Origin of the sequence: Anaerosalibacter bizertensis, assembly GCF_009696605.1 — a bacterium.
GTDB lineage: Bacteria > Bacillota > Clostridia > Tissierellales > Sporanaerobacteraceae > Anaerosalibacter > Anaerosalibacter bizertensis.
Genome location: NZ_VULR01000023.1, coordinates 1 through 21737, shown reverse-complemented (window position 1 = coordinate 21737; position 21737 = coordinate 1). Strand labels below are relative to the sequence as shown.

At 29.2% G+C, this 21737-nt stretch carries 18 protein-coding genes; 17 read left to right on the top strand and 1 reads right to left on the bottom strand.

Annotation, left to right across the window (positions count from 1 at the left end):
• The first annotated feature begins 21 nt into the window (after window positions 1–21).
• Both yiaK and uxuA read left to right on the top strand, forming a co-directional pair.
• Window positions 22–1026 (top strand): 3-dehydro-L-gulonate 2-dehydrogenase, encoded by a 1005-nt coding sequence (gene yiaK / locus FYJ27_RS11835; protein WP_154485031.1) that lies wholly within the window; start codon window positions 22–24, stop codon window positions 1024–1026.
• An 11-nt stretch (window positions 1027–1037) separates the two neighbouring features.
• The gene (gene uxuA, locus FYJ27_RS11830; protein WP_154485030.1) at window positions 1038–2099 is read left to right on the top strand and encodes a mannonate dehydratase; all 1062 of its coding nucleotides are present in this window, start codon (window positions 1038–1040) and stop codon (window positions 2097–2099) included.
• 62 nt (window positions 2100–2161) lie between these two features.
• Here the strand turns inward: uxuA and FYJ27_RS11825 are convergent, their stop codons facing one another.
• Window positions 2162–2857: a cell wall hydrolase gene (locus FYJ27_RS11825; RefSeq protein WP_154485029.1), complete on the bottom strand. Its 696-nt coding sequence runs from the start codon at window positions 2855–2857 to the stop codon at window positions 2162–2164.
• A gap of 240 nt (window positions 2858–3097) precedes the next feature.
• Here FYJ27_RS11825 and FYJ27_RS11820 point away from each other — a divergent pair, with 240 nt between their 5' ends.
• The 15 genes from FYJ27_RS11820 to FYJ27_RS11750 form a co-directional block, all read left to right on the top strand.
• Window positions 3098–5536 (top strand): sulfatase-like hydrolase/transferase, encoded by a 2439-nt coding sequence (locus FYJ27_RS11820; protein ID WP_154485028.1) that lies wholly within the window; start codon window positions 3098–3100, stop codon window positions 5534–5536.
• Window positions 5537–5806: 270 nt separating this feature from the next.
• On the top strand, window positions 5807–7360 hold the full coding sequence (gene murJ, locus FYJ27_RS11815; RefSeq protein ID WP_154485027.1) for a murein biosynthesis integral membrane protein MurJ: 1554 nt from the start codon (window positions 5807–5809) through the stop codon (window positions 7358–7360).
• A 122-nt stretch (window positions 7361–7482) separates the two neighbouring features.
• Window positions 7483–8067 carry a sugar transferase gene (locus FYJ27_RS11810; protein ID WP_195839133.1) on the top strand — a complete coding sequence of 195 codons (585 nt, stop codon included), beginning with the start codon at window positions 7483–7485 and terminating at the stop codon, window positions 8065–8067.
• 23 nt (window positions 8068–8090) lie between these two features.
• Entirely contained in the window at window positions 8091–8627 is a 537-nt protein-coding gene (locus FYJ27_RS11805) for a GNAT family N-acetyltransferase (RefSeq protein WP_154485025.1), read from the top strand.
• Between the two features lie 17 nt (window positions 8628–8644).
• On the top strand, window positions 8645–9709 hold the full coding sequence (locus FYJ27_RS11800; protein ID WP_154485024.1) for a sugar-transfer associated ATP-grasp domain-containing protein: 1065 nt from the start codon (window positions 8645–8647) through the stop codon (window positions 9707–9709).
• Between the two features lie 44 nt (window positions 9710–9753).
• Window positions 9754–10719 (top strand): 1-aminocyclopropane-1-carboxylate deaminase/D-cysteine desulfhydrase, encoded by a 966-nt coding sequence (locus FYJ27_RS11795; RefSeq protein ID WP_154485023.1) that lies wholly within the window; start codon window positions 9754–9756, stop codon window positions 10717–10719.
• A 20-nt stretch (window positions 10720–10739) separates the two neighbouring features.
• On the top strand, window positions 10740–11696 hold the full coding sequence (locus tag FYJ27_RS11790; RefSeq protein WP_154485022.1) for an ATP-grasp domain-containing protein: 957 nt from the start codon (window positions 10740–10742) through the stop codon (window positions 11694–11696).
• A 48-nt stretch (window positions 11697–11744) separates the two neighbouring features.
• Window positions 11745–13253 carry a hypothetical protein gene (locus FYJ27_RS11785; protein ID WP_154485021.1) on the top strand — a complete coding sequence of 503 codons (1509 nt, stop codon included), beginning with the start codon at window positions 11745–11747 and terminating at the stop codon, window positions 13251–13253.
• A gap of 18 nt (window positions 13254–13271) precedes the next feature.
• Window positions 13272–14390, top strand: a complete 1119-nt coding sequence (locus FYJ27_RS11780) for a DegT/DnrJ/EryC1/StrS family aminotransferase (RefSeq protein WP_154485020.1) — start codon at window positions 13272–13274, stop codon at window positions 14388–14390.
• 15 nt (window positions 14391–14405) lie between these two features.
• Complete coding sequence (locus tag FYJ27_RS11775) at window positions 14406–16310, top strand: polysaccharide biosynthesis protein (RefSeq protein ID WP_154485019.1); 1905 nt, start codon at window positions 14406–14408, stop codon at window positions 16308–16310.
• A 31-nt stretch (window positions 16311–16341) separates the two neighbouring features.
• A complete protein-coding gene (locus FYJ27_RS11770) occupies window positions 16342–17709 on the top strand; it encodes a tyrosine-protein kinase domain-containing protein (RefSeq protein ID WP_195839132.1) in 1368 nt (455 codons plus the stop codon).
• A 151-nt stretch (window positions 17710–17860) separates the two neighbouring features.
• Window positions 17861–19084, top strand: coding sequence for an O-antigen ligase family protein (locus FYJ27_RS11765; protein WP_154485017.1), 1224 nt, complete (start codon window positions 17861–17863; stop codon window positions 19082–19084).
• A 119-nt stretch (window positions 19085–19203) separates the two neighbouring features.
• Window positions 19204–20415, top strand: a complete 1212-nt coding sequence (locus FYJ27_RS11760) for a glycosyltransferase family 4 protein (RefSeq protein ID WP_154485016.1) — start codon at window positions 19204–19206, stop codon at window positions 20413–20415.
• An 84-nt stretch (window positions 20416–20499) separates the two neighbouring features.
• A complete protein-coding gene (gene galU / locus FYJ27_RS11755; RefSeq protein WP_412030659.1) occupies window positions 20500–21375 on the top strand; it encodes a UTP--glucose-1-phosphate uridylyltransferase GalU in 876 nt (291 codons plus the stop codon).
• Between the two features lie 127 nt (window positions 21376–21502).
• The coding region (locus tag FYJ27_RS11750) for a DegT/DnrJ/EryC1/StrS family aminotransferase (RefSeq protein ID WP_195839131.1) at window positions 21503–21737 on the top strand (235 nt) is incomplete at its 3' end.

The following is a 21737-nucleotide window of genomic DNA, read 5'->3' as shown; positions in this document are numbered from 1 at the left end:
ATGAAGGGAGAGAGATTATATATGAGGATTAGATTTGATGATATGGTTAAAGAATTTGAAAGAATATTAATTAAGAAAGGTTTAAATAAAGAAGATGCCTATGAATCTGCTAAACTATTTGCTGAGAATAGTTTAGATGGAGTTTACTCCCATGGTGTCAATAGATTTCCAAGGGTTATTGAATATATTGATAAGGGATATATAGATGTAAAGGCTAAAGCAGAAAAAGTAGAAGGTTTTGGTGCTTTAGAAAGATGGAATGGGAAAAGAGGAATGGGAAATTTAAATGCCAAAAATGCTATGAATAGAGCCATTGAACTTTCAAAAGAATATGGCGTAGGTATTGTAGCTTTAGGAAATACAAACCATTGGATGAGGGCTGGGTCTTATGGCTGGCAAGCTGCAGAGGCAGGATGTATAGGCATTTGTTGGACCAATACTATGCCAAATATGCCAGCATGGGGAGCTAAGGATAGGAGAATAGGTAACAACCCATTTGTAATGTCCATACCTAGAAGTAATGGGGAACATGTAGTAGTAGACACAGCAATGTCACAATTTTCCTATGGAAAAATAGAAGAATATAAATTGAAAGGGAAAGAGCTTCCTGTAGTTGGAGGATTTGATACGAAAGGGAAAATAACAAAGGATCCAGTTGAAATTGAAAAAACATGGCGAGTGTTACCCATTGGATTTTGGAAGGGGTCAGGTATGTCTGTTGGATTTGATTTAATAGCAACAATTCTATCTGGAGGATTTTCCACATCAGAAATTGGGGAAAAATTTGAAGATGAATATGGCCTATCCCAAATTTTAATTGCCATCGATCCTAGCAAATTCAATACCACTGAAGTATCTGATGATATTGTAAATAAGGTATTAGAAGATTTAAAAAAATCAGAACCAGCAGAAAGAAACACAAAAATACGTTATCCAGGAGAAAGGGTCATATCTGTAAGGAAGGATAATCTTTTAAATGGAATACCAGTAGTAGATGAAATTTGGGAAAGAATCAAAAATATGTAAGGAGGGTTTACATGAAATTGTCATTTAGATGGTATGGTGAAGAAGATCCAGTAAAGATTGAATATATAAGACAAATACCAAGTATAGATAGTATTGTAACAGCCATATATGATGTACCAGTTGGAGAAGTATGGAGTATGGAAAGTATAATGAAGTTGAAAGAAAAAGTAGAAAATGCAGGATTTAATTTTGATGTTATAGAAAGTGTTCCTGTACATGAAGATATAAAGCTTGGAGTGTCTACGAGAGATAAATATATTGAAAATTATAAAGCAAATATTAGAAATTTAGCAAAAGCCGGGGTCAAAGTAATATGCTACAATTTCATGCCAGTATTTGATTGGACTCGTTCAGAATTAAATAAAACTTTAGCTGATGGTTCAACAGCCTTAGTTTATTATAAAGAACAAATAGATAAAATGGATCCATTGAAAGGAGAACTATCCCTTCCTGGCTGGGATTCTAGCTATACTAAAGAAGAATTAAAAGATGTTTTTAATAAATACTCAAAAATAGATGAAGAAGATCTTTGGGAAAACCTAGAATATTTTTTAAAAGAAATAATACCTGTAGCAGAGGCAAATGATGTAAAGATGGCAATTCATCCAGATGATCCACCATGGTCTATATTTGGGCTGCCAAGAATTATAACTACAGAAGAAAATATTGATAGATTTTTAAAAATTGTAGACAACAAATACAATGGTCTAACATTTTGTACAGGCTCTCTTGGAAGTGGAGATTTTAATAATGTAATAAAAATGGTAGATAAGTACTCTTCACAAGAAAGAATCCATTTTATGCATGTTAGAAATATTAAATTAGTAGGAAATAATAGTTTTGAAGAAAGTGCTCACTATTCTTCAGAAGGTTCTTTAGATATAGTAGAGATTATGAAAGCACTTTATAAGAATAAATTCAATGGTTACCTTCGTCCAGATCATGGAAGGATGATATGGAGAGATACAGGTAGACCTGGCTATGGACTATATGATAGAGCCCTAGGTGCAATGTATATAGCAGGTATTTGGGAAACATTAGAAAAAACAGAAAATAGGATTGTGAATTTCTAGAAAAAATAGAGTTGTTTAAAAATAGCCAAAGGATTTTATCCTTTGGCTATTTTTAGCATGTTTTACTTATAGAATACATGTCCACCAATTCTAGTTACGTAGGTTTTGCTTTTTACAATCCAGCTGCCTTTAGCTTTATCTGGATTGAAGAAATATGTGGAGTTGCCAACTGGTCTTACACCATTTATGGCATCTTTTGCAGCATTTATGCTATCTTGAGATGGGGTGTTATAAATGGTACCATCTTGAACAGGGCTAAATTGAGGAATATTTCCATAATATTCGAAAATTACATTATAGATTGTATTGGGGAATTCTTTAGAATTTACTCTGTTTAAAATTACACTTCCAACGGCTACCTTACCCTTATAAGGTTCGGCACCAGCTTCAGCTTGGATGATTCTAGATAGCCAGTATAGATCGCCAGAAGTATATTTATTTGAACTTGTCCCACCTCTAGAAGCAGTAGAATTGGCATATAAGGTTCTTTGGGTCTCTGGTCCTGCAAAACCATCAATCCTTATCTTGTTATCTATTTGAAACTTGATAACAGCATTTTCTGTCCTCTTTCCATATATTCCATCTATGTGATAATTATAATATCCCTTGCTATTTAATGCTTTCTGTAGCCTTAAAACATCATCTCCACGGTCTGTGAACTTCATGGTCCTAGTATATTCACTAGCAGAAACTGGTGTAGTGAATACTGTTAACATAAGCATAACCAATAAGATATATGCTATCTTCCTATTTTTCATAAATAGACACTCCTTCCAGTGCTTATTTCCCCATATTTTTAATATTATATTCCAGCCCTTTCCATTTACATGGCTTTATAACAAGGGGTATTATATAGGAAGATATATAACATGTAAACAGCATAGAGGCAAATACCGGAAATTGGCAGAGATATAGGTAATATATACCTATCTTGCATATATAATAGATATGGTGTAAATTAATAATTATGAAGACAATCTATATTGGAGGTCTAAATTATGCTTTTAACCATATTGTTAATATTAAAAATAGGATTGTTTGTATACTTAACTAGGATAGAATACAATCAAATTCTCATATTTTTAGTGGGCAGTTTAATAACATTATTTTTCTTTACATGGATATACTTTAGTAACAGCAAGAAAAAGCAAACACTAGCTTTTTCTTTTTATAATATAATATCTGCAATAATGTTTATAGATGCACTGTACTATCACTATTTCAATAGCTTGCCTTCCATTACACTAATAAGCCAAATGGGACAGGTAGCAGCAGTAGGGGATAGTGTTAAAGAGCTTTTAAATCCATTAAATATACTATTAATAGCAGATATACCATTTCTGTTCATATATTCCAGTAGGAAAAAGAAGAAGATTAAAAGAGAAGGAAAGGTATATAATAGAAAACTTCGTATAGGTGTACCAGGTGGAATAGGGCTTGTTACAGTTATTATATTCTTAATCACCTATTCCCTAGGCTATGGAACAGCATTGGAAAAACAAGAACTATATACCTACCACTTTAAAGATCTAGGAAATATATTTAAATCTGACAATGTAGTAGAGGGAGAAGAAGATTTTTCTGTAGAAGAAATTTCAGATGAAAATCAGCTACCACTAAGAGGGAATAATTCTAGCGAAGAGAAGAGATACAATGGCATAGGAAAAGATAAGAACCTAATAGTCATCCAAGTTGAAGCATTGCAAAACTTTGTCATAAACAATAAATATGAAGGACAAGAAATAACTCCAAATATAAATAAGATAATAAAAGATCAAAGTTCCATCTACTTTGACAACTACTATCAATTAGTAGGTAGAGGAAATACATCTGATGCAGAATTTGTATCCCAAAACTCCTTATATCCTACTATAAAAGATGGAAGCTATGCTTTATATGAAGATAATACTTTCTATGGACTACCTTGGATATTAAGGGATGAAGGATATACATCTTGGGTATTTCATGGGTATGAGCCAGAGTTTTGGAACAGGAAAAATGCCTATCCAAATCAAGGATTTGAAAGATTTATAAGTCAAGAAGATTTTAATGTAGAAAAAATAATAGGGTTTGGTCTAATAGATGAAGAATTTTTCAAACAATCTATACCATATATAAAGGAAATGGGAGAACCTTTCTATTCCTTTATGATTACATTAACTAGTCATACCCCTTTTAATATGCCGGAATATCTCCATGTTCTAGATATTAAAGAGGAACATAAAGGCACCATGTTTGCTAATTATCTACAATCTATACACTATGCAGACAAGGCCATAGGTGAATTCATAGAAGAATTGAAAAAAGAAGGTCTCTATGAAAACACAGTCATAGCCCTATATGGGGACCATTCTGCCCTACATTGTACCAATGAAGAGAATAAGAAGATCATGACTGAATACCTAGGGCATAACTATGACTATCAAGATGTAATGAATGTTCCACTAATTGTCCATGTACCAGGACAAAATATAAATGAGACTATATCTACAGTAGGCTGCCAATTAGATTTTCTACCTACTATGTTAAATATTATGGGACTAGAAAATGAAAAGGGAATAATGTTCGGCATAGATCTACTAAACTCAACAGATAGTCTAGTAGCACAACAAAACTATCTTCCTACAGGTTCCTACTTCGACAATGAAAAGCAGTTCATCATGGCAGGAGACGGTATATATGACCATAGTAGATGTCATGATTTAAAAACAAGGGAACCTATAGAACTAGAAAAAGCAAAGGAAAACTATGAAAAAGCTATAAAAGAAATCAATCTATCCAACTATATACTCCAAAATGACCTGATAAAAGAGTTAATTAATGGTTCAGGAAATATTAAAATCAAAGAAAAAACAAAATTAAATATGGAAAATATGGACTATATAGCTATAACAGAGAATAATAGTAGGGAAGATTTAGATAGAGCCTATGAAAATGGCTTCAAAATGATTGAATTAGATTTAAGTTGGAATAAAGATAAAGAAAAGATAGAAATTAAAAATTCTAATATGGATGTAAATGATCTAATAAATTGGATAGAAGACCATGAAGATGCTTATATAGTTATAAATGTGGAAGAAGATGAAAAAGTAGCTTTAAGACATATGAAAGAAACCTATCCAGATATTGTAGATAGGTTTATCCCGCAGATACATGATATGAGTAACTACTCAGCTGCATTTGTAAAAGGTTTTGACAATATACTACTAAACTTAAACATTAAAGAATATAAAGATAAAGAAATACTAGATTTTATAAATCGCTGTGAAATATTGGGAGTTGTCATGGATAAAGATAGAGGAAAAGGAGAGCTACCAAAAAAACTTGAAAAAGAAGGACTTCTAACCTATGTTTATGATATAAACAATGAGAATGACAGAAAAACATTTAAAGAAAATAATGTATATGGAATATTTACAAAAAAATTAATTCCCTAGTATATATACCTGTATCTTGTTAACAAGATACAGGTATTATTTTGTCTATTTTATGAGAAAAAACAGGATACTTACATACATGTTTAATGGTTAATAGTATTTAGAAGGTCGAAATTAATTTTAGGACTTATGGTATAATATTATGATATAATGGAACCTATGATATTGAAAAAGGAATATCCTTTTGCTATAATCCACTTAAATAAGGTAATATTATGTAGATATATTTTTCTACTATTTAAGACATAGTTTTTAACAGGAGGAAAAAATATGAGCAAAGCTAAAAAAGCAGCAAAATCCGCAGCTATAATAATGTTTTTCACCCTTGCAAGTAAATTCTTAGGATTTTTAAGAGAAGTATTGATAGCTAAGAAATTTGGTTCAGGTTGGGAAACAGATACATATTTCATAGCTATGACAGCAACTACAATGATTATGACTATGGTAGGGACGGCAATAAACACTACAGTTATCCCCTTATTTTCAGAAATAGAAGTTAAACATGGTAAAGAAAGAAAAATAGACTATATGAACAATATATTAAACGTAGTATTTTTTATAGCTATTATTATAATGATATTAGGATGGATATTTTCACCTGCTATAATAAAAGTTGTAGCTAGAGGATTTGAAGGTAAGCAATTTGACTTGGCAGTGAAATTAAATAGAATAGGGATTCCAATAGTATTATTCATGGGAATGACCTATATATTTAAAGGCTTTTTAGAAAGTAGTGAAAGCTTTACAGCACCAGCTGCAATGAGTTTACCATTTAACTTAATATATATAGGTTTCTTACTAGCATTGGCTAGCAAATATGGGATAGTAGGTCTTATGGTTTCTAGTGTAGTAGCAGCACTGTCTCAAGTACTCATTCAAATACCTTCAGCAAAAAGACTAGGATATAAGTATAGATTTAAAATAGATCTTAAAGATAGGTACTTAAGAAAAGCTTTAGCACTTACTATTCCAGTATTAATAGGTTCAGCTATAAACGAACTAAATGTAATAGTAGACAAATCCCTGGCTTCTGGTCTTACTAAAGGTAGTATATCTGCACTTACTTATGCATCCAGAATTAATAGTATAGTATTGGGAGTATTTGTTATGGCTATAGCTACAGTTATTTTTCCAATGCTTTCTAAAGCATCTAATGAAGAGAATATGGAATCTTTAAAGGAAATTATGAGCTATGGTATAAATATAGTTCTTATAGTAACTATACCAGCTACTATAGGACTTATAGTGCTTGCAGAGCCTTTTGTTAGGATATTCTTCCAAAGAGGTGCTTTTGATAGTACAGCAACTCTTATGACCTCTCAAGCTGTAATATTTTACTCAATTGGAATGGTAGGAATGGCTTTGAAAATTATGCTAAATAGAGTATTTTATTCACTACAAGATACAAGAACTCCTATGATAAATGGTGCTATAGCTGTAGGAATAAATATAGGATTAAATTTGATATTGGTAAGATTTATGGCGCATAGAGGATTAGCTTTAGCAACTAGTATATCGGCGATTTTTACAACCCTACTTTTAATTAATAGTTTAAGAAAGAAATTAGGCAATATAGATATAAAAAACTACCTATCCTGTTTTATAAAGTCTATAATTGCCTCTATAATTATGGGAGTTATAGTCTATGCAATATACAGTGGGCTTTCCCCAATATTAGGTGTCAAGAAAATATTGGATTTAATTGCTTTCCTATTGTCAGTAGGAATAGGATCAGTTATTTACTTTGGACTATGCTATTTATTTAAAATAGAAGAGATAAATTTTATTATTGATAGATTAAAATTAAAATTGAAATTGAAGTAAAAAATCCTATAAAGATATAGTCTAAGTTTATATATGATATGATAATAAATTATTAATATTATGGAAAATATATATTAAAATAACAGTTAAATGAAAACTACAGTATTTTGAGGGAGATAACAATGATACTAATAAAAAGAATATTTGATTTTTTGTTAAGTCTTATCGCTTTAATTATTTTGTCACCATTATTTTTAATAATAGCCATATGTATAAAAATAGATTCAAAAGGTGCAGTGTTTTTTAAACAAGAGAGGCTTGGTAAAGATGGAGAGGTTTTTTTGATATATAAATTTAGAACTATGGTTCCAAATGCAGAAAAAATAGGCTCAGGAATATACACTAGTAAATCTGATCCTAGGATAACGAAAGTAGGAGGTTTTTTGAGGAAGACAAGTTTAGACGAATTACCTCAACTTATAAATGTATTAAAAGGAGAAATGAGCATTGTTGGACCAAGACCACCGGTACCATATCATCCACATAAATACGAAGACTACTCAGAAAAGCAAAAAATGAGGTTTACTGTTCTTCCTGGTATAACAGGTTATGCTCAAGTCAACGGCAGAAATACATTAACTTGGGATGAAAGAATAGAATATGATATAAAATATGTTGAAAATTTTAGTTTGCTTTTAGATATAAAGATAATATTTAAAACTATAGGCTATGCATTTAATAAAAAAGCTATATATTCAAATAAATAGTATACAATTAGGGGTGTTATAATATGTTAAAAAGCGATAGATTGTATTTAAGACTAATGGAAGAAAAGGATGTTCCATATAAAGTAAAGTGGATAAATGACCCAGATGTAAATGCTACACTAAACTTTGACTATCCAATATCAGAAGTAGGGACAAGACATTGGTTAAATAGTGTGGCTACAAACAGTAATAGAAAAGATTTTATAGTTTGCTTAATAGAAGATGACAGACCTATTGGTTATGGTGGACTGTTAGATATTGATATAAAAAATTCCAAAGCGGAATCTTATATGGGAATAGGTGAAACAGATTGTTGGGGCAAAGGCTATGCTAGAGAAATAAGGGCTATAATTTTAAGATATGCTTTTATGCAACTAGGGCTTAATAAAGTATATTCCTATGTTTGGGAAGAGAACAAAAAAATGATTAAAGTAAATGAAAGCGCTGGATTTAAAATAGAAGGCGTACTAAGAGAAGATGTTTATAGCCATGGAGAATATAGAAATCGTGTTGTTATGAGTATCTTAAAAAAAGAATATATAAGAGACAATACTATTTAATTTTAAGGAGTGATAATTTGATTGGGTTGCATAGAAAATATTTATTATTTAGATCTAAAGTTGCTATATTAGTTGAGGATATGCAATCTAATATAAAGGTTCCTTTTAGAATCAGAATAAAATGTATAAGCAAAGGTTTTTTAAGTCGTTCTTATTTTTTATATGATCTTAAAAATAATAACTATAAGGATTATATATCTGATTATGAACGGAAAAAAACTAGATTTATAAATGGTGATAATGCGGTTATACTAAACAATAAAATCATATTTGACAATATGACTAATGGATATATAAAAACACCTGCTATATATTCAGTAATATTAGATGGGAAAATATATCCTTATACCAATAAGACTAACGAATCTCTTATATGTAGTAGTGAAGAGCTGATTGCTTATATTAAAAATAAGGGGAAAGTAGTCTTAAAGCCTTATATAAATTCAGATGGCGGTTCTGGTATATATATATGTAAATATTTAAATGGTAATATTTATTTTAATGATACTATTTTTAAAGAAGAAAATATAAAATCATTAATAGATAGTTTAAATAAGTATATTGTTACAGAGTATATTGAACAGCATGAGTACTCAGCAAAAATATTTCGGGAATCAGTAAATACAATTAGGATAATAACTATGGAAGATCCTTATACGCAGGAGATTTTTATCCCAATAGCTGTACATAGATTTGGGACAAGCGAGGCAGGAAATGTTGATAATTGGAATAAGGGAGGACTTAGTGCAGAAGTAGATATTGATACAGGTATATTGGGTAAAGCTACTCGCAAACCAATGAAAAATGAAATGGAATGGTACAGTAACCATCCAGATACAGGAGAACAAATAGAAGGTGTAAAAATACCGAAATGGGAATTGATAGTTAAAAAGATACTTTCGTTGGCAAAAGGGATGCCATTTTTAAAATATGTTGGTTGGGATGTAGTAGTTACTAAGGATGGAAATATCTTAATTATAGAAGCTAATAACTGTAGTGGAGTAAATGTATTACAAGTTCATAGGCCATTATTGACGGATAGTAGAGTAGAAAAGTTTTATAAATATTATAAAATTATTTAAGAACAGTATCTTATACTATTGGAGATTGGAAGGAGACTTTAGCTGTGAATAGGAAAGAGTTTATTTTTAGAAATACCCCATTATATAAATTGGATAGCTTTAAGACAAACAATATTTATATAAAAAGAGACGATATGACTGATCCAGTATGTGGAGGAAACAAAGCTAGAAAACTACAATATTTTATAGAAGAAATATTAAATAATGGGCATAATTACATCGTTACATATGGCTCAAAAGAATCAAATCACTGTCGAATTACGGCAGCTTTTGCCTCAAAATACAATATACCTTGTACCCTAATATTAGCTAAGCCTGAAAGAAATATGGAAATAAGTTATAATGGAAATTATTTTCTATACGATTTATTAGATGCAGATATCATATGGTCTGAAGTAGACAATGTTAGTAGTATAATAGATGAAACAATGGAAAAACTAGGACTAGAAGGTTATAATCCCTACTTTATTCCAGGTGGGGGACATGGGCCTATAGGAACTCATGGGTACGTAAAAGCCTATGAAGAAATAGAAAATCAAAGGAAAGATTTAAATATTGATTTTGATTATATATTTTTAGCATCAGGAACAGGCACTACTCAAGCAGGATTAGTTATTGGAAATAAATTATACGAAAATAAGGAAAAGATAATTGGGATTAGTGTAGCAAGAAAAGAAGAAAGAGGAAAAAAAGTTATATATGATAGTGTTTGTGAATATATAAAAGCAAAGAATATACCTTTAGATATAAGTGAAGATGATATAATATTTTTAGATAGTTATATAGGAGAAGGCTATGGAGATATATATGGGAATGTACTAGATACTATTAAAAATGTTGCTAAAACTGAAGGAGTACTATTAGATCCAATATATACTGGCAAAGCTTTCTATGGAATGTTAAGTTACTTAGAGAATAAAAATCTTAAAGGTAAAAATGTATTATTTATACATTCTGGAGGATTACCTTTAGTTTTTAACTATACATATAAATTTAAGGATAATAAATAGATTGCGAGGTAAAATCAGATATGAATATACTTATAACCAGCGCAGGACGTAGAACAAAATTAGTGGAGTATTTTAAAAATGAATTTAAAGATGATGGAAAAGTAATAGTTACTGATTGTGATACACTGGCACCAGCCCTATATATTGCTGATAAATACTATATAGTTCCTAGAATAGATGATCCAGAATATCTATCTACTATAAAAGAAATATGTAAGAACGAGGAAATAGATGGTATATTATCCTTGATTGATCCAGAGCTAAGTCTACTATCCTATCATAGGGATGAATTTGAGGAAATAGGTACAAAGGTGATTATATCAGATTATGATGTTGTAGAAACTTGTTTTGATAAGATGAATATGTACAAGTTTTTAGTTAACAATGGATTTAAAACTGCTAAAACCTATGATAGTTTAATAGCTTTTAAGGAAGATTATAATATGGATAATATAGACTTACCTGTTTTTGTAAAACCTAGGAAGGGTAGTGCAAGTTTAGGGATAAATAAAATTGACGATTTTGAAATTCTTGTTATATTGAAATCCAAAGATAATGAATTGTTGATACAAGAATTTTTAGATGGAAAAGAATATGGTATAGATGTATATGTAGATATAATTTCTAAAGAGATAGTGTCTATATTTGCAAAAGAAAAAATCAAGATGAGAGCAGGAGAAACAGATAAAGCTGTATCTATAATTGATGAAAAACTATTTAATATAATAGATGAATTTGTAAAAAAACTTGGAACAATTGGTCCAATTGATGTAGATGTATTTGAAGTAAATGGGGAGTACTATATTTCTGAAGTAAACCCAAGATTTGGCGGAGGTTATTTATTAGCTTATGAATGTGGAGAAAATTTTCCACAATATATAAAAAACAATCTAGAAGGAATTGCAAATAAAAGAAATATTGGAAATTATAGAGATGGTATTTACATGCTAAAACATGATACATTAATAATAAAATAACTTCATAAAAGCTATCAGAAATAAAATAGGACAAGGGGAAATTAAGAAATGAACTTTATATACCATATATATAATGAGTTACCTAAACTTTCATGGTGTGCTATATTAGAGAAAGATAAAGAAGATATAGATATATATTGTGGATTATGGGTAGAAACATTTGATGATTTTTTTGTAGAAGGTTCATGGGATGACAAATTCGAAAAAGGAAACTTTAATGAATCAACTTTTTTTATGGGCTCAGGAGCAAAAATAGATAATGATAAAATTATATTTTCAACTCCTAACCATACCCTTGAAAGATTGCATATTATCAGGGATAATGATAAAATATTTGTTTCTAATTCGTTGGCTTTTGTATTGGAAGCAGCAAATAAAAAATTAGATATTGAATATATAGGCTATGAAAAAGATTTTGCTTCAATATTAAAAGGTATTAATGATTACAAATCTAAAATTCCTTTGGAAGATGGTAGATATGTAGAACTATATTATTACTGCAATATAGTGTGTAATAATAAATTAAACATTAAAAAAGAAAAGAAAAATCAAAGAAAAGACTTTATTAACTTTGATGATTATTATTCTTCTTTAAAAAATTGTTTAAAAATGCTAAAAGAAAATTCAAACTGTGCTAAAAGAAAGGTAAGATATGGCGTAGTTACTACTATATCTAAAGGATATGATTCATCGGCATGTGCAGCTTTAGGTAAGGAGATTGGTTGCAATACTGCAGTAACATTAAATAGACCTAAAAAATATGAAAAAGACGATGGAACCGATATTGCTAAAATGCTAGGATATGAAAATATTATAGCTAAAAATGCAAATGATTATATGGAGAGAACAGATTTTATTGAAGCAGAGTTTCTATCTTCAGGAGAATTAGGAACAGGAATAGTATTTTCTTCTTTTGAAAAAGAATATAAAAAAAATCTTGTATTGACTGGTGTCAATGGAGATTTATTCTGGGGAAGACATAATGAATTAGTAAATAGAGAAATCAAATACGAAAATGAGAATATTGCTTCAACGACTCTTTACGAAAATAGATTAAGAGTAGGATATATTAATGTTCCAGTTCCATTTTATGGTGCTCTTAATTGGCCATCTATTTATAAAATAAGTAATTCAGAAGAAATGGAAAAATGGAGTATAGGGGGTAAATATGATAAACCAATTCCTAGAAGGATACTAGAAGAAAATGGAGTTCCTAGATCGGCCTTTGGAAATACAAAAAGCGGAGCTGGCTTTAATTATCAATTTGATAATTTAAATAGAATAAAAAAACGTATATCATCCACTTCATTTGCTTCATTCTGTGAATACTATAAAAGGAATAAATCATTAGAGAGATTACTAAAGAACAATAAAGAGGTAATTAAATATATATTAGGGACATTTCCAATATATTGTAACTATTTATTTAAGAAGTTAAGGTTAAATATTAAAATGAAAGTAAACTTAGATCATGTCGCTAGTAATCCTTTTGCTCCATCCTATCTTATACATTGGGGAATTTATATTACGAGAAAAAGATATGATATAAAATTTTAATAAATGTGAGGTGTAAAAATGAAAGTTAATTTATCAGGACCAGATATTACTCAAAAAGAAATAGATGCAGTAGTTGAAGTTATGGAGTCAGGAATGCTAAGTATAGGTCCTAAAATTGAAGAATTTGAAGAAAAATTTAAAGAATTATTAGGTGTGAAGCATGCTATTGGTGTAAATAGTGGAACTAGTGGACTTCATTTACTTATAAAGGCTATGGATATAGGTGAAGGAGATGAAGTAATAACTACCCCTTTTAGTTTTGTGTCCTCGACTAATTGTATACTTTTTGAAAGGGCAACACCTGTATTTGTAGATATAGATCCAAAGACATTTAATATAGATATAGATAAAATAGAAGAAAAGATAACAGATAAAACAAAAGCAATACTACCTGTAGATGTTTTTGGCCAACCTTTGAATATGATAAAATTGAGAAAATTAGCAGACAAATATGGATTAAAAATCATAGAAGATTCTTGTGAAGCCATTGGTTCTGAATACAAAGGTGTGAAAGCAGGACAACTTGCAGATGGAGCAGTATTTGCATTTTATCCAAATAAGCAAATAACCACCGGAGAAGGTGGAATGATAGTTACAAACGATGATCATATAGCAGAAATGTGTAGAAGCATGCGTAGCCAAGGAAGAGCTATAACTGGCTTTTGGCTCCATCACGAAAGACTAGGCTATAACTATAGATTAAGTGAACTACATTCAGCTTTAGGTGTAGTACAAATGGAAAGACTAGATGAAATACTTGATAAAAGGAATAAAGTAGCTGAAATGTATAATAAAAAACTAATCAATATAGAAGGTGTAAATATACCATATATCCATCCAAATGTAACAAGGATGAGTTGGTTTGTATATGTAATACAAGTAGACAAAGGCATAGATAGAGAAAAAGTAATGGATTATTTAAAAGAAAATGGTGTAGGCTGTAGACCATACTTTACTCCTATCCATATACAACCATATATAAAGGAAATGATGGGAGTAGAAGGAGAAGACTATCCTATAACTTATGATATAGGAAATAGGAGTATAGCATTACCATTTTACAACAATTTAAAAGAAGAAGAAATAGACTATGTAGTTGAAAAGATAAAAGAGGCTATAGCTAATCAAAATATTTAAAGAGAAGGGATATATATGAAAAAAAGAAATATTATTCTTATATTCTTAGATATAGTTCTAATAAATCTAGCCTATATTTTAGCACTATATTTAAGATTTGATGGTCGAATTCCCCAATTTTTTATGGAAAACTATATAAATAATGCTATAGCCATAAGTTTAATAAAGATAGTTGTATTTTACTTTTTTAAACTATATAAAAGTATTTGGAAGTTTGCTAGTATTGATGAAATGATAGAGATAGTCTTAGCTTCAATAGTAGCAAATGCAATAGTTATTGCATATATGACATTATCTGAAGCAAAGCTACCAAGAAGTATATATTTAATGACCCCTGTTTTAGATATGGCTTTAATAGGAGGAGTTAGGTTTAGCTATAGAGCATTAAGTCGTGTTAAAAATGGCGTACCTAAATATGCAGCACATTGTAAGCGTGTATTAATAGTAGGTGCAGGCTCAGCAGGTTCTATGATTATAAAAGAGTTGAGAAATCATCAAAGATTAAATAGTTTGCCAGTAGCCATAGTAGATGATGATCTAACTAAACAAGGTCAAAGTATCAATGGCGTTCCCATAGTTGGTACCAGGAAAGATATACCGAAGGTATGTAAAGATGAAAGTATTGATGAAATAATCATAGCTATTCCATCTGCTAATAAAAGAGAAATAAGGGAAATAGTAAATGAAACTAGAAAGACTAGCTGTAAAACTAAAATAGTACCTGGTATATATGAATTAATAGATGGACAAGTTAGCATAAAAGAAATAAGGGACGTTGAAATAGAAGACCTCTTAGGTAGGGAAGAAATATGTTTAGATATGAATAAGATATGTGGATATATAGAGAATAAGAGAGTGTTAGTAACAGGTGGAGGAGGCTCCATAGGTTCAGAGTTATGTAGACAGATAGCTAGATTTGGACCAGAAGAACTTATAATATTGGATATATATGAAAACAATGCTTATGATATACAGAATGAACTCTTAAGAAAATATGATGATTTAAATCTAAAAGTGTTAATTGCCTCTGTTAGAGATAAAGAAAGAGTAGAAGAAATAATACAAAGTGAAAAACCAGATGTGGTTTTTCATGCAGCAGCCCATAAACATGTGCCACTAATGGAAGAAAATCCAGAAGAAGCTATTAAAAACAATGTATTTGGAACTTTAAATGTAGTCCAAGCGTCTGATAGATATGATGTTAAGAAATTTGTATTGATATCTACGGACAAGGCAGTAAATCCTACAAATGTTATGGGAGCTACAAAGAGAATATGTGAAATGATCATTCAATCTATAAACAAAGAAAGTAGTACAGAATTTGTAGCTGTAAGATTTGGTAATGTATTAGGAAGTAACGGAAGCGTTATACCCTTATTTAAAAAACAGATTGCTGAAGGGGGACCTGTGACAGTTACTCATCCAGAAGTCATAAGATATTTTATGACTATACCAGAAGCTTGTCAGTTGGTACTTCAAGCAGGTTCTATGGCTAAAGGTGGAGAAATATTTATACTAGATATGGGTGAACCTGTTAAAATTATGGACTTAGCAAAAGATTTAATCAGACTTTCAGGCTTTGAACCAGATGTAGATATACCTATAGAAATAACTGGGTTGAGGCCAGGAGAAAAGCTATACGAAGAGCTTCTATTAGACGAGGAAGGTATATCAGATACTGGTCACAATAAGATATTTATAGGTAAGCCTATATTTACAGATTATAATTATTTAATAGAAGAATTAGAAAAACTTAAAGATATAACGAATACTGGGGATATAGAAAAAATAAAACAAAGTATAAAAAAGATAGTTCCTACCTATGAAATTTGTAAGGAAGAAAAGGTTGATAAAGTAGAAGATAATAATAAAAAAAAATATATAGATAAAATAACAGTAACATTAAATAATTCTAATTAAAATAGACACTTGAAATATGGGAGGTAAAAAAATGGAAGAACTGACCTTAAGAGATTATTTTTCGATTGTACATAGAAGAAAATGGTTAGTGATTTTCACAACGATTATATTTATATTGGCCGGTGTAGTGATAAATTCTTTTAATTCAGAGCAAATCTATAAAACATATACGTCATTAATAGTTAATGAAACTAAAAATAATAATGACTTAGATAATAATCAAAAATATCTTGATCAAAAATTTATGAATACTTATAGTGAAATAGTTAAGAGTAAGTTGGTTATAAATGAAGTTAAAAAAAATCTAAACTTAGATTCAAGTATTAAAAAATTGTCTGAAAGTATAAATGTAGATGTTGTATCTGATACTGATGTAATTAAAATTGAAGTTGTTGGAAATGACCCAGAACAAATAGCAAGGATTGCCAACGAAATATCGAAAGTTTCTATGAAACATATAAAAAAAATGAGTGATAGTAAAGATATAACAGTAATAGATAAAGCTCAAGTACCTGACTTAAAGACAAATTTAGAATCAGATATAAAAGATATAATTATTCATGGAATAATTGGACTTTTAGTAGGAAGTTCTATAGTTTTTCTTTTGGAACATTTGGATAAGAGAATTAAAAGTCCTAAGGATTTAGAGAAAAAATTTAATATTCCTGTTATAGGAGTTATACAAAAGGTAGAAGAAAATTTTATGATGGATAAAAATCTTAACTCCTTTGCAGCAGAAAACTATAGAAATTTGATGATAAATATTGATGCTATACAATCTAGGAATGGAATTAAATCAGTACTAATAACTTCATTTAATCCTAATGAAGGTAATAGTCTAATATCCACAAACATAGCAAGTACTATAGCTAGAACAAAAGGTAAAGTCTTATTAATAGATGGAAATTTAAAAAAACCTAAAATTCATACTTATTTTAAATTAAAGAATGATTATGGATTATCAAATGTTTTAAATGAAAATATTGATTATAGAGAGGTTATTTATGAAGATAAATCAGAAAAGAATCTCCATGTATTAACTTCAGGGTTACCTATATTTAATTCTGCCGAGTTGTTATCATCAAGAAATATGAAAGATTTGCTAGAAGAGATAAGTAAAGAATATGATACTATTATAATAGATTCACCTTCTGTGGGGGGAGTTACGGACTCTGTTGCGCTTTCTACTAACGTTGATGGTACTATTCTAGTGTGTTCAGCAGGAGAAACGGATATAGATGATATCAAAAAAGGGAAAGAACTTCTTGATAAAGTAAATGCAAATATTTTAGGAATAATTCTGGATAAGGTTATTATAAAAAATGATAACTACTATAAATATTATTATAATAACTATAGTTATTATAATGATAGAAAAGAAGAGAAAGAACTTGTATAAAAATAAATCATTAGTAAATTGGACATGCTATTTACTTATAAACATTTTTTATAAATAAATTTGAACAAATATATCATAATAAATCAAAAACTTTTATGGAGAAAGTCCTATATTATTATATAAAGAATAGAAATTAAAGGTGAGATTAAATATGGATCAGGAAATGACCCAAAATGTAAATCAGAATATAATAGAAGACAAAAAAATTAGTATAGCGCTTATGTCATATTTTGCTATATTAACAGTACAATATTTTATACTTGGATACTTCAATCTTAGGAAGACATCATATGCTGGTAATATACAATTATTATCAAAAATTATTGTAGGAATCTTTTATCTTATAGCACTACCAATAGTATTAAAAAGAAATAAAAGAGAGTTTATTAGTGTTTATATTGTTTCAATTTTAATATTTTTATTTAATTATATGTTTTTTATAGATAATAGAATTTATTTAAAAAACATAATATTTCCATACTTTTTTACTTGTCTTCCGGCATTAATTTATAGTTATAGTATTAATGACTGGAGCGTTTTAAAGGGAGTAATGAAAAAGACAAGCATATTAGTTTTTATTACAGGTTCAACAATTGCAGTAATGGTTTTTGTTAAGATTATTTCTATTGGTACATATAGTATGCCATTAGCTTACTATATGTTGTTGCCAACTATAGTATATATGGATGAACTTTTAGAAAAATTCAGTTTTAAGTCGCTTTTCATTTCTATGATGTCACTATTTGTTATTTTAGCGTTAGGTTCTAGAGGTCCTATTATGTGCATTGGTGTATTTACTATACTTAAAGTTATTAATATATCTAAAGACTTAAACTATAAAACAATTGCTATATATTTAATGATTACTGCCATTGGGCTTATTGTTTTATTTTATTTTGATACTATACTAGAGAGTTTGTATAACTTGCTATTAAACTTTGAAATACGTAGTAGAAGCATAGAGCTATTTTTAAAAGATGAAATAGATTTAAGCGGTAGAGATCGTTTGTACGAAAAGGTGATACAAGAAATAAAGAATAATCCTATTTCAGGTATAGGATTAGCTGGAGATAGAAGTGTCATAAATGGAACTTATGCTCATAATATCATAATTGAAATACTTGCAAACTTTGGTATAATACTTGGAGGAGCTTTATTACTTTCATTAATATTTATAAGTTTTAAAGCGTTATTCACAAGCAATAAATATGTATCAAACTTTATTGCTATTTGGTTTAGCATAGGATTTATTCACTTAATGGTAAGTAGTTCCTATATTACTGATTTGAAGTTTTGGATATTTTTAGGATTAATAAGTAGATTTGTAAAGGATAACAAGACAATTAAAAATAATTTTCCAAAAAAATATTTGTAAATAGCTATTTGAGTTTAAAATATCAAATTTTTTATAGCAGAGAGATATTTTTCTAAACTTGTACAAACAACTTAAAAGATTGTAAGAAATTGCTATTAATAAAAGGAGGACTTAATCTAATGAAAAAGGTATGGATTGTGGCGCCATTTTCAAATATAAAAATGGTTGGAGTCAGAAATAGGTTCCAATATTTAGCTAATAGATTACATAACGAGGGCATGGATGTAACTCTTTTTACTAGTGATTTTAGACATGGTAAAAAAACACATGTATCAAGTGATATAGTAAAAGAATATCCTTTTAAAGTTAAACTTATACATGAACCTGGGTATGAGAAAAATGTATCGGTAAAAAGAGCATTAAGCCATAAAAGATTTGGAGATAATCTTAAGAAACAAATCGAAAAGATAGAAGAACCTGACATCATATATGCTGCATATCCTACAATGAGCTCTTCATATATAGCAGGTAAATATGCAAAAGAAAATGATATCCCATTTATAATTGATATACAAGATACATGGCCAGAATCTGTGTCATCAGCTATTGATACTGAAAAACTTATTATAAAAACATTAATGTGGCCTTTTACTAAATTTGCTAATAGGATTTATAGTATGGCTGATATTGTTTTTGGTGTATCAGAAACATATGCGAAAAGAGCCGATGTTAAAGGGACTAAATGTAAAGAGTTTATATCAGTTTATATTGGTGCAGAACTTGAAAAATTTGATAATGTGAAATATGACGAAGATGAAATTATGAAAAGTCAAGATGATATATGGATTACTTACATAGGGACTTTGAGTCATAGTTATGATATAGATACTGCTATTAAAATATTTGCAGAACTAAAGGAATATAAAAATATTAAATTAAATATTCTAGGTTCAGGACCAGATGAGGATAAATTGATAAAATTAGCTAAAGAATTAAACGTATATAATAAAAATGTATATTTCTATGGTTTTATGGAGTATGAAAAGATGGTGGCAATTTTAAAGAAATCTGATATTGCATTAAATGCTATAAAAAGTAGTGCAAAACAAACGATAACAAATAAACTTGGAGATTATGTATCTGCTGGATTACCAATTTTGAACTCATGTCAAGAAAAAGAAGTTATTGATTTAGTAAATAATAAAGAATTAGGTATTAATTATACTCCAGGAGATGTTTATTCGTTAAAGAATGCAATTTTAAATATGATAGAAGACAAAAAAGGAATGGAAAAATATTCGAGAAATTCCAGACTTCTTGCAGAAAAATATTTCGATAGGAAAGAAAGTTATAAAGTGATAGTTGCTAAGATTAAGGAGTTATCAAAGTAGATTAATAATTAGTTTAAATTTAAATTGGTGAAGAAATTGGTAGTGAACATAGAGAAAATTAAAAAAGATTAAAGAGGTGGTATTGTGACTATTAAAAAAGCTATAATTCCAGCAGCGGGTCTAGGAACTAGATTTTTGCCTGCAACAAAAGCACAACCAAAAGAGATGTTACCAATAGTGGATAAACCTACTATTCAATATATAGTTGAAGAAGCAATAGAATCAGGGATAGAAGATATATTGATTATAACAGGGAGAAATAAAAGAGCTATAGAAGATCATTTTGATAAATCTGTAGAATTGGAATTAGAGCTAGAGGAAAAGAATAAAAAAGAGTTATTACATTTAGTGAAAAATATATCAAATATGGTTAATATTCATTATATAAGACAGAAAGAACCTAAAGGACTTGGACATGCAATATATTGTGCTAAGACGTTTATAGGAAATGAGCCATTTGCAGTATTACTTGGGGATGATGTTGTAGACTCAAAGACTAAACCTTGTTTGAAACAATTAATGGACGTATACGATAAGTACAAAGTTACTATACTTGGAGTTCAAGAAGTAGAAAGGAATAATGTAAATAAGTATGGTATAGTTTCAGGAAGATGTGTTGAAGAGGGATTATATAAGGTAAAAGATCTTATAGAAAAGCCAAATATAGAAGAAGCACCTTCAAATATTGCAATTTTAGGTAGATATATTATTACACCAGATATATTTGATATTCTTGAACGTACTAAACCAGGTTCAGGTGGAGAAATCCAGTTGACAGATGCGTTGAGAGAATTAGCTGCTAAAGAAGATATGTATTCTTATATATTTGAAGGCAGAAGGTATGATGTGGGAGATAAATTAGGATTTCTTAAAGCAACAGTTGAATTTGCTTTAAAAAGGGATGACTTAAAATATGATTTTAAAGATTATCTTATAGGATTGCTAAAAAACGATTTATAAGATATAGATAAAGTTATATTTACTATTGAAAAAAGAAGTTAATGGTCAAATCAAAAAGGTGATTTAAGCATCATATAAAACTATTAACTATAAGTTTTAATTAATTATTCGAAAGTTGGTGAATATATTGAAAATACCATTGATAAATCTAAAGAAACAATATGAAATTATAAGTGAGCAAGCAAACAAAAAAGTTTATGAAGTGCTTACTTCAGCCCAATATATTATGGGTGAAAATGTGAAAGAATTTGAGAAAGAATTTAGTGAATATATAGGGGTTAAGCATAGCATATCTGTAGGAAATGGAACGGATGCATTAGTTATAGCCTTAGAAGCTCTTGGAATAGGTGAAGGAGATGAAG

What these genes read in the sequence shown, in the direction of transcription:
- yiaK (WP_154485031.1), top strand. Translation starts at nt 22, where the DNA reads ATGAGGATTAGATTTGATGATATGGTTAAAGAATTTGAAAGAATATTA.
- uxuA (WP_154485030.1), top strand. Translation starts at nt 1,038, where the DNA reads ATGAAATTGTCATTTAGATGGTATGGTGAAGAAGATCCAGTAAAGATT.
- FYJ27_RS11825 (WP_154485029.1), bottom strand. Translation starts at nt 2,857, where the DNA reads ATGAAAAATAGGAAGATAGCATATATCTTATTGGTTATGCTTATGTTA.
- FYJ27_RS11820 (WP_154485028.1), top strand. Translation starts at nt 3,098, where the DNA reads ATGCTTTTAACCATATTGTTAATATTAAAAATAGGATTGTTTGTATAC.
- murJ (WP_154485027.1), top strand. Translation starts at nt 5,807, where the DNA reads ATGAGCAAAGCTAAAAAAGCAGCAAAATCCGCAGCTATAATAATGTTT.
- FYJ27_RS11810 (WP_195839133.1), top strand. Translation starts at nt 7,483, where the DNA reads ATGATACTAATAAAAAGAATATTTGATTTTTTGTTAAGTCTTATCGCT.
- FYJ27_RS11805 (WP_154485025.1), top strand. Translation starts at nt 8,091, where the DNA reads ATGTTAAAAAGCGATAGATTGTATTTAAGACTAATGGAAGAAAAGGAT.
- FYJ27_RS11790 (WP_154485022.1), top strand. Translation starts at nt 10,740, where the DNA reads ATGAATATACTTATAACCAGCGCAGGACGTAGAACAAAATTAGTGGAG.
- FYJ27_RS11785 (WP_154485021.1), top strand. Translation starts at nt 11,745, where the DNA reads ATGAACTTTATATACCATATATATAATGAGTTACCTAAACTTTCATGG.
- FYJ27_RS11780 (WP_154485020.1), top strand. Translation starts at nt 13,272, where the DNA reads ATGAAAGTTAATTTATCAGGACCAGATATTACTCAAAAAGAAATAGAT.
- FYJ27_RS11775 (WP_154485019.1), top strand. Translation starts at nt 14,406, where the DNA reads ATGAAAAAAAGAAATATTATTCTTATATTCTTAGATATAGTTCTAATA.
- FYJ27_RS11770 (WP_195839132.1), top strand. Translation starts at nt 16,342, where the DNA reads ATGGAAGAACTGACCTTAAGAGATTATTTTTCGATTGTACATAGAAGA.
- FYJ27_RS11765 (WP_154485017.1), top strand. Translation starts at nt 17,861, where the DNA reads ATGGATCAGGAAATGACCCAAAATGTAAATCAGAATATAATAGAAGAC.
- FYJ27_RS11760 (WP_154485016.1), top strand. Translation starts at nt 19,204, where the DNA reads ATGAAAAAGGTATGGATTGTGGCGCCATTTTCAAATATAAAAATGGTT.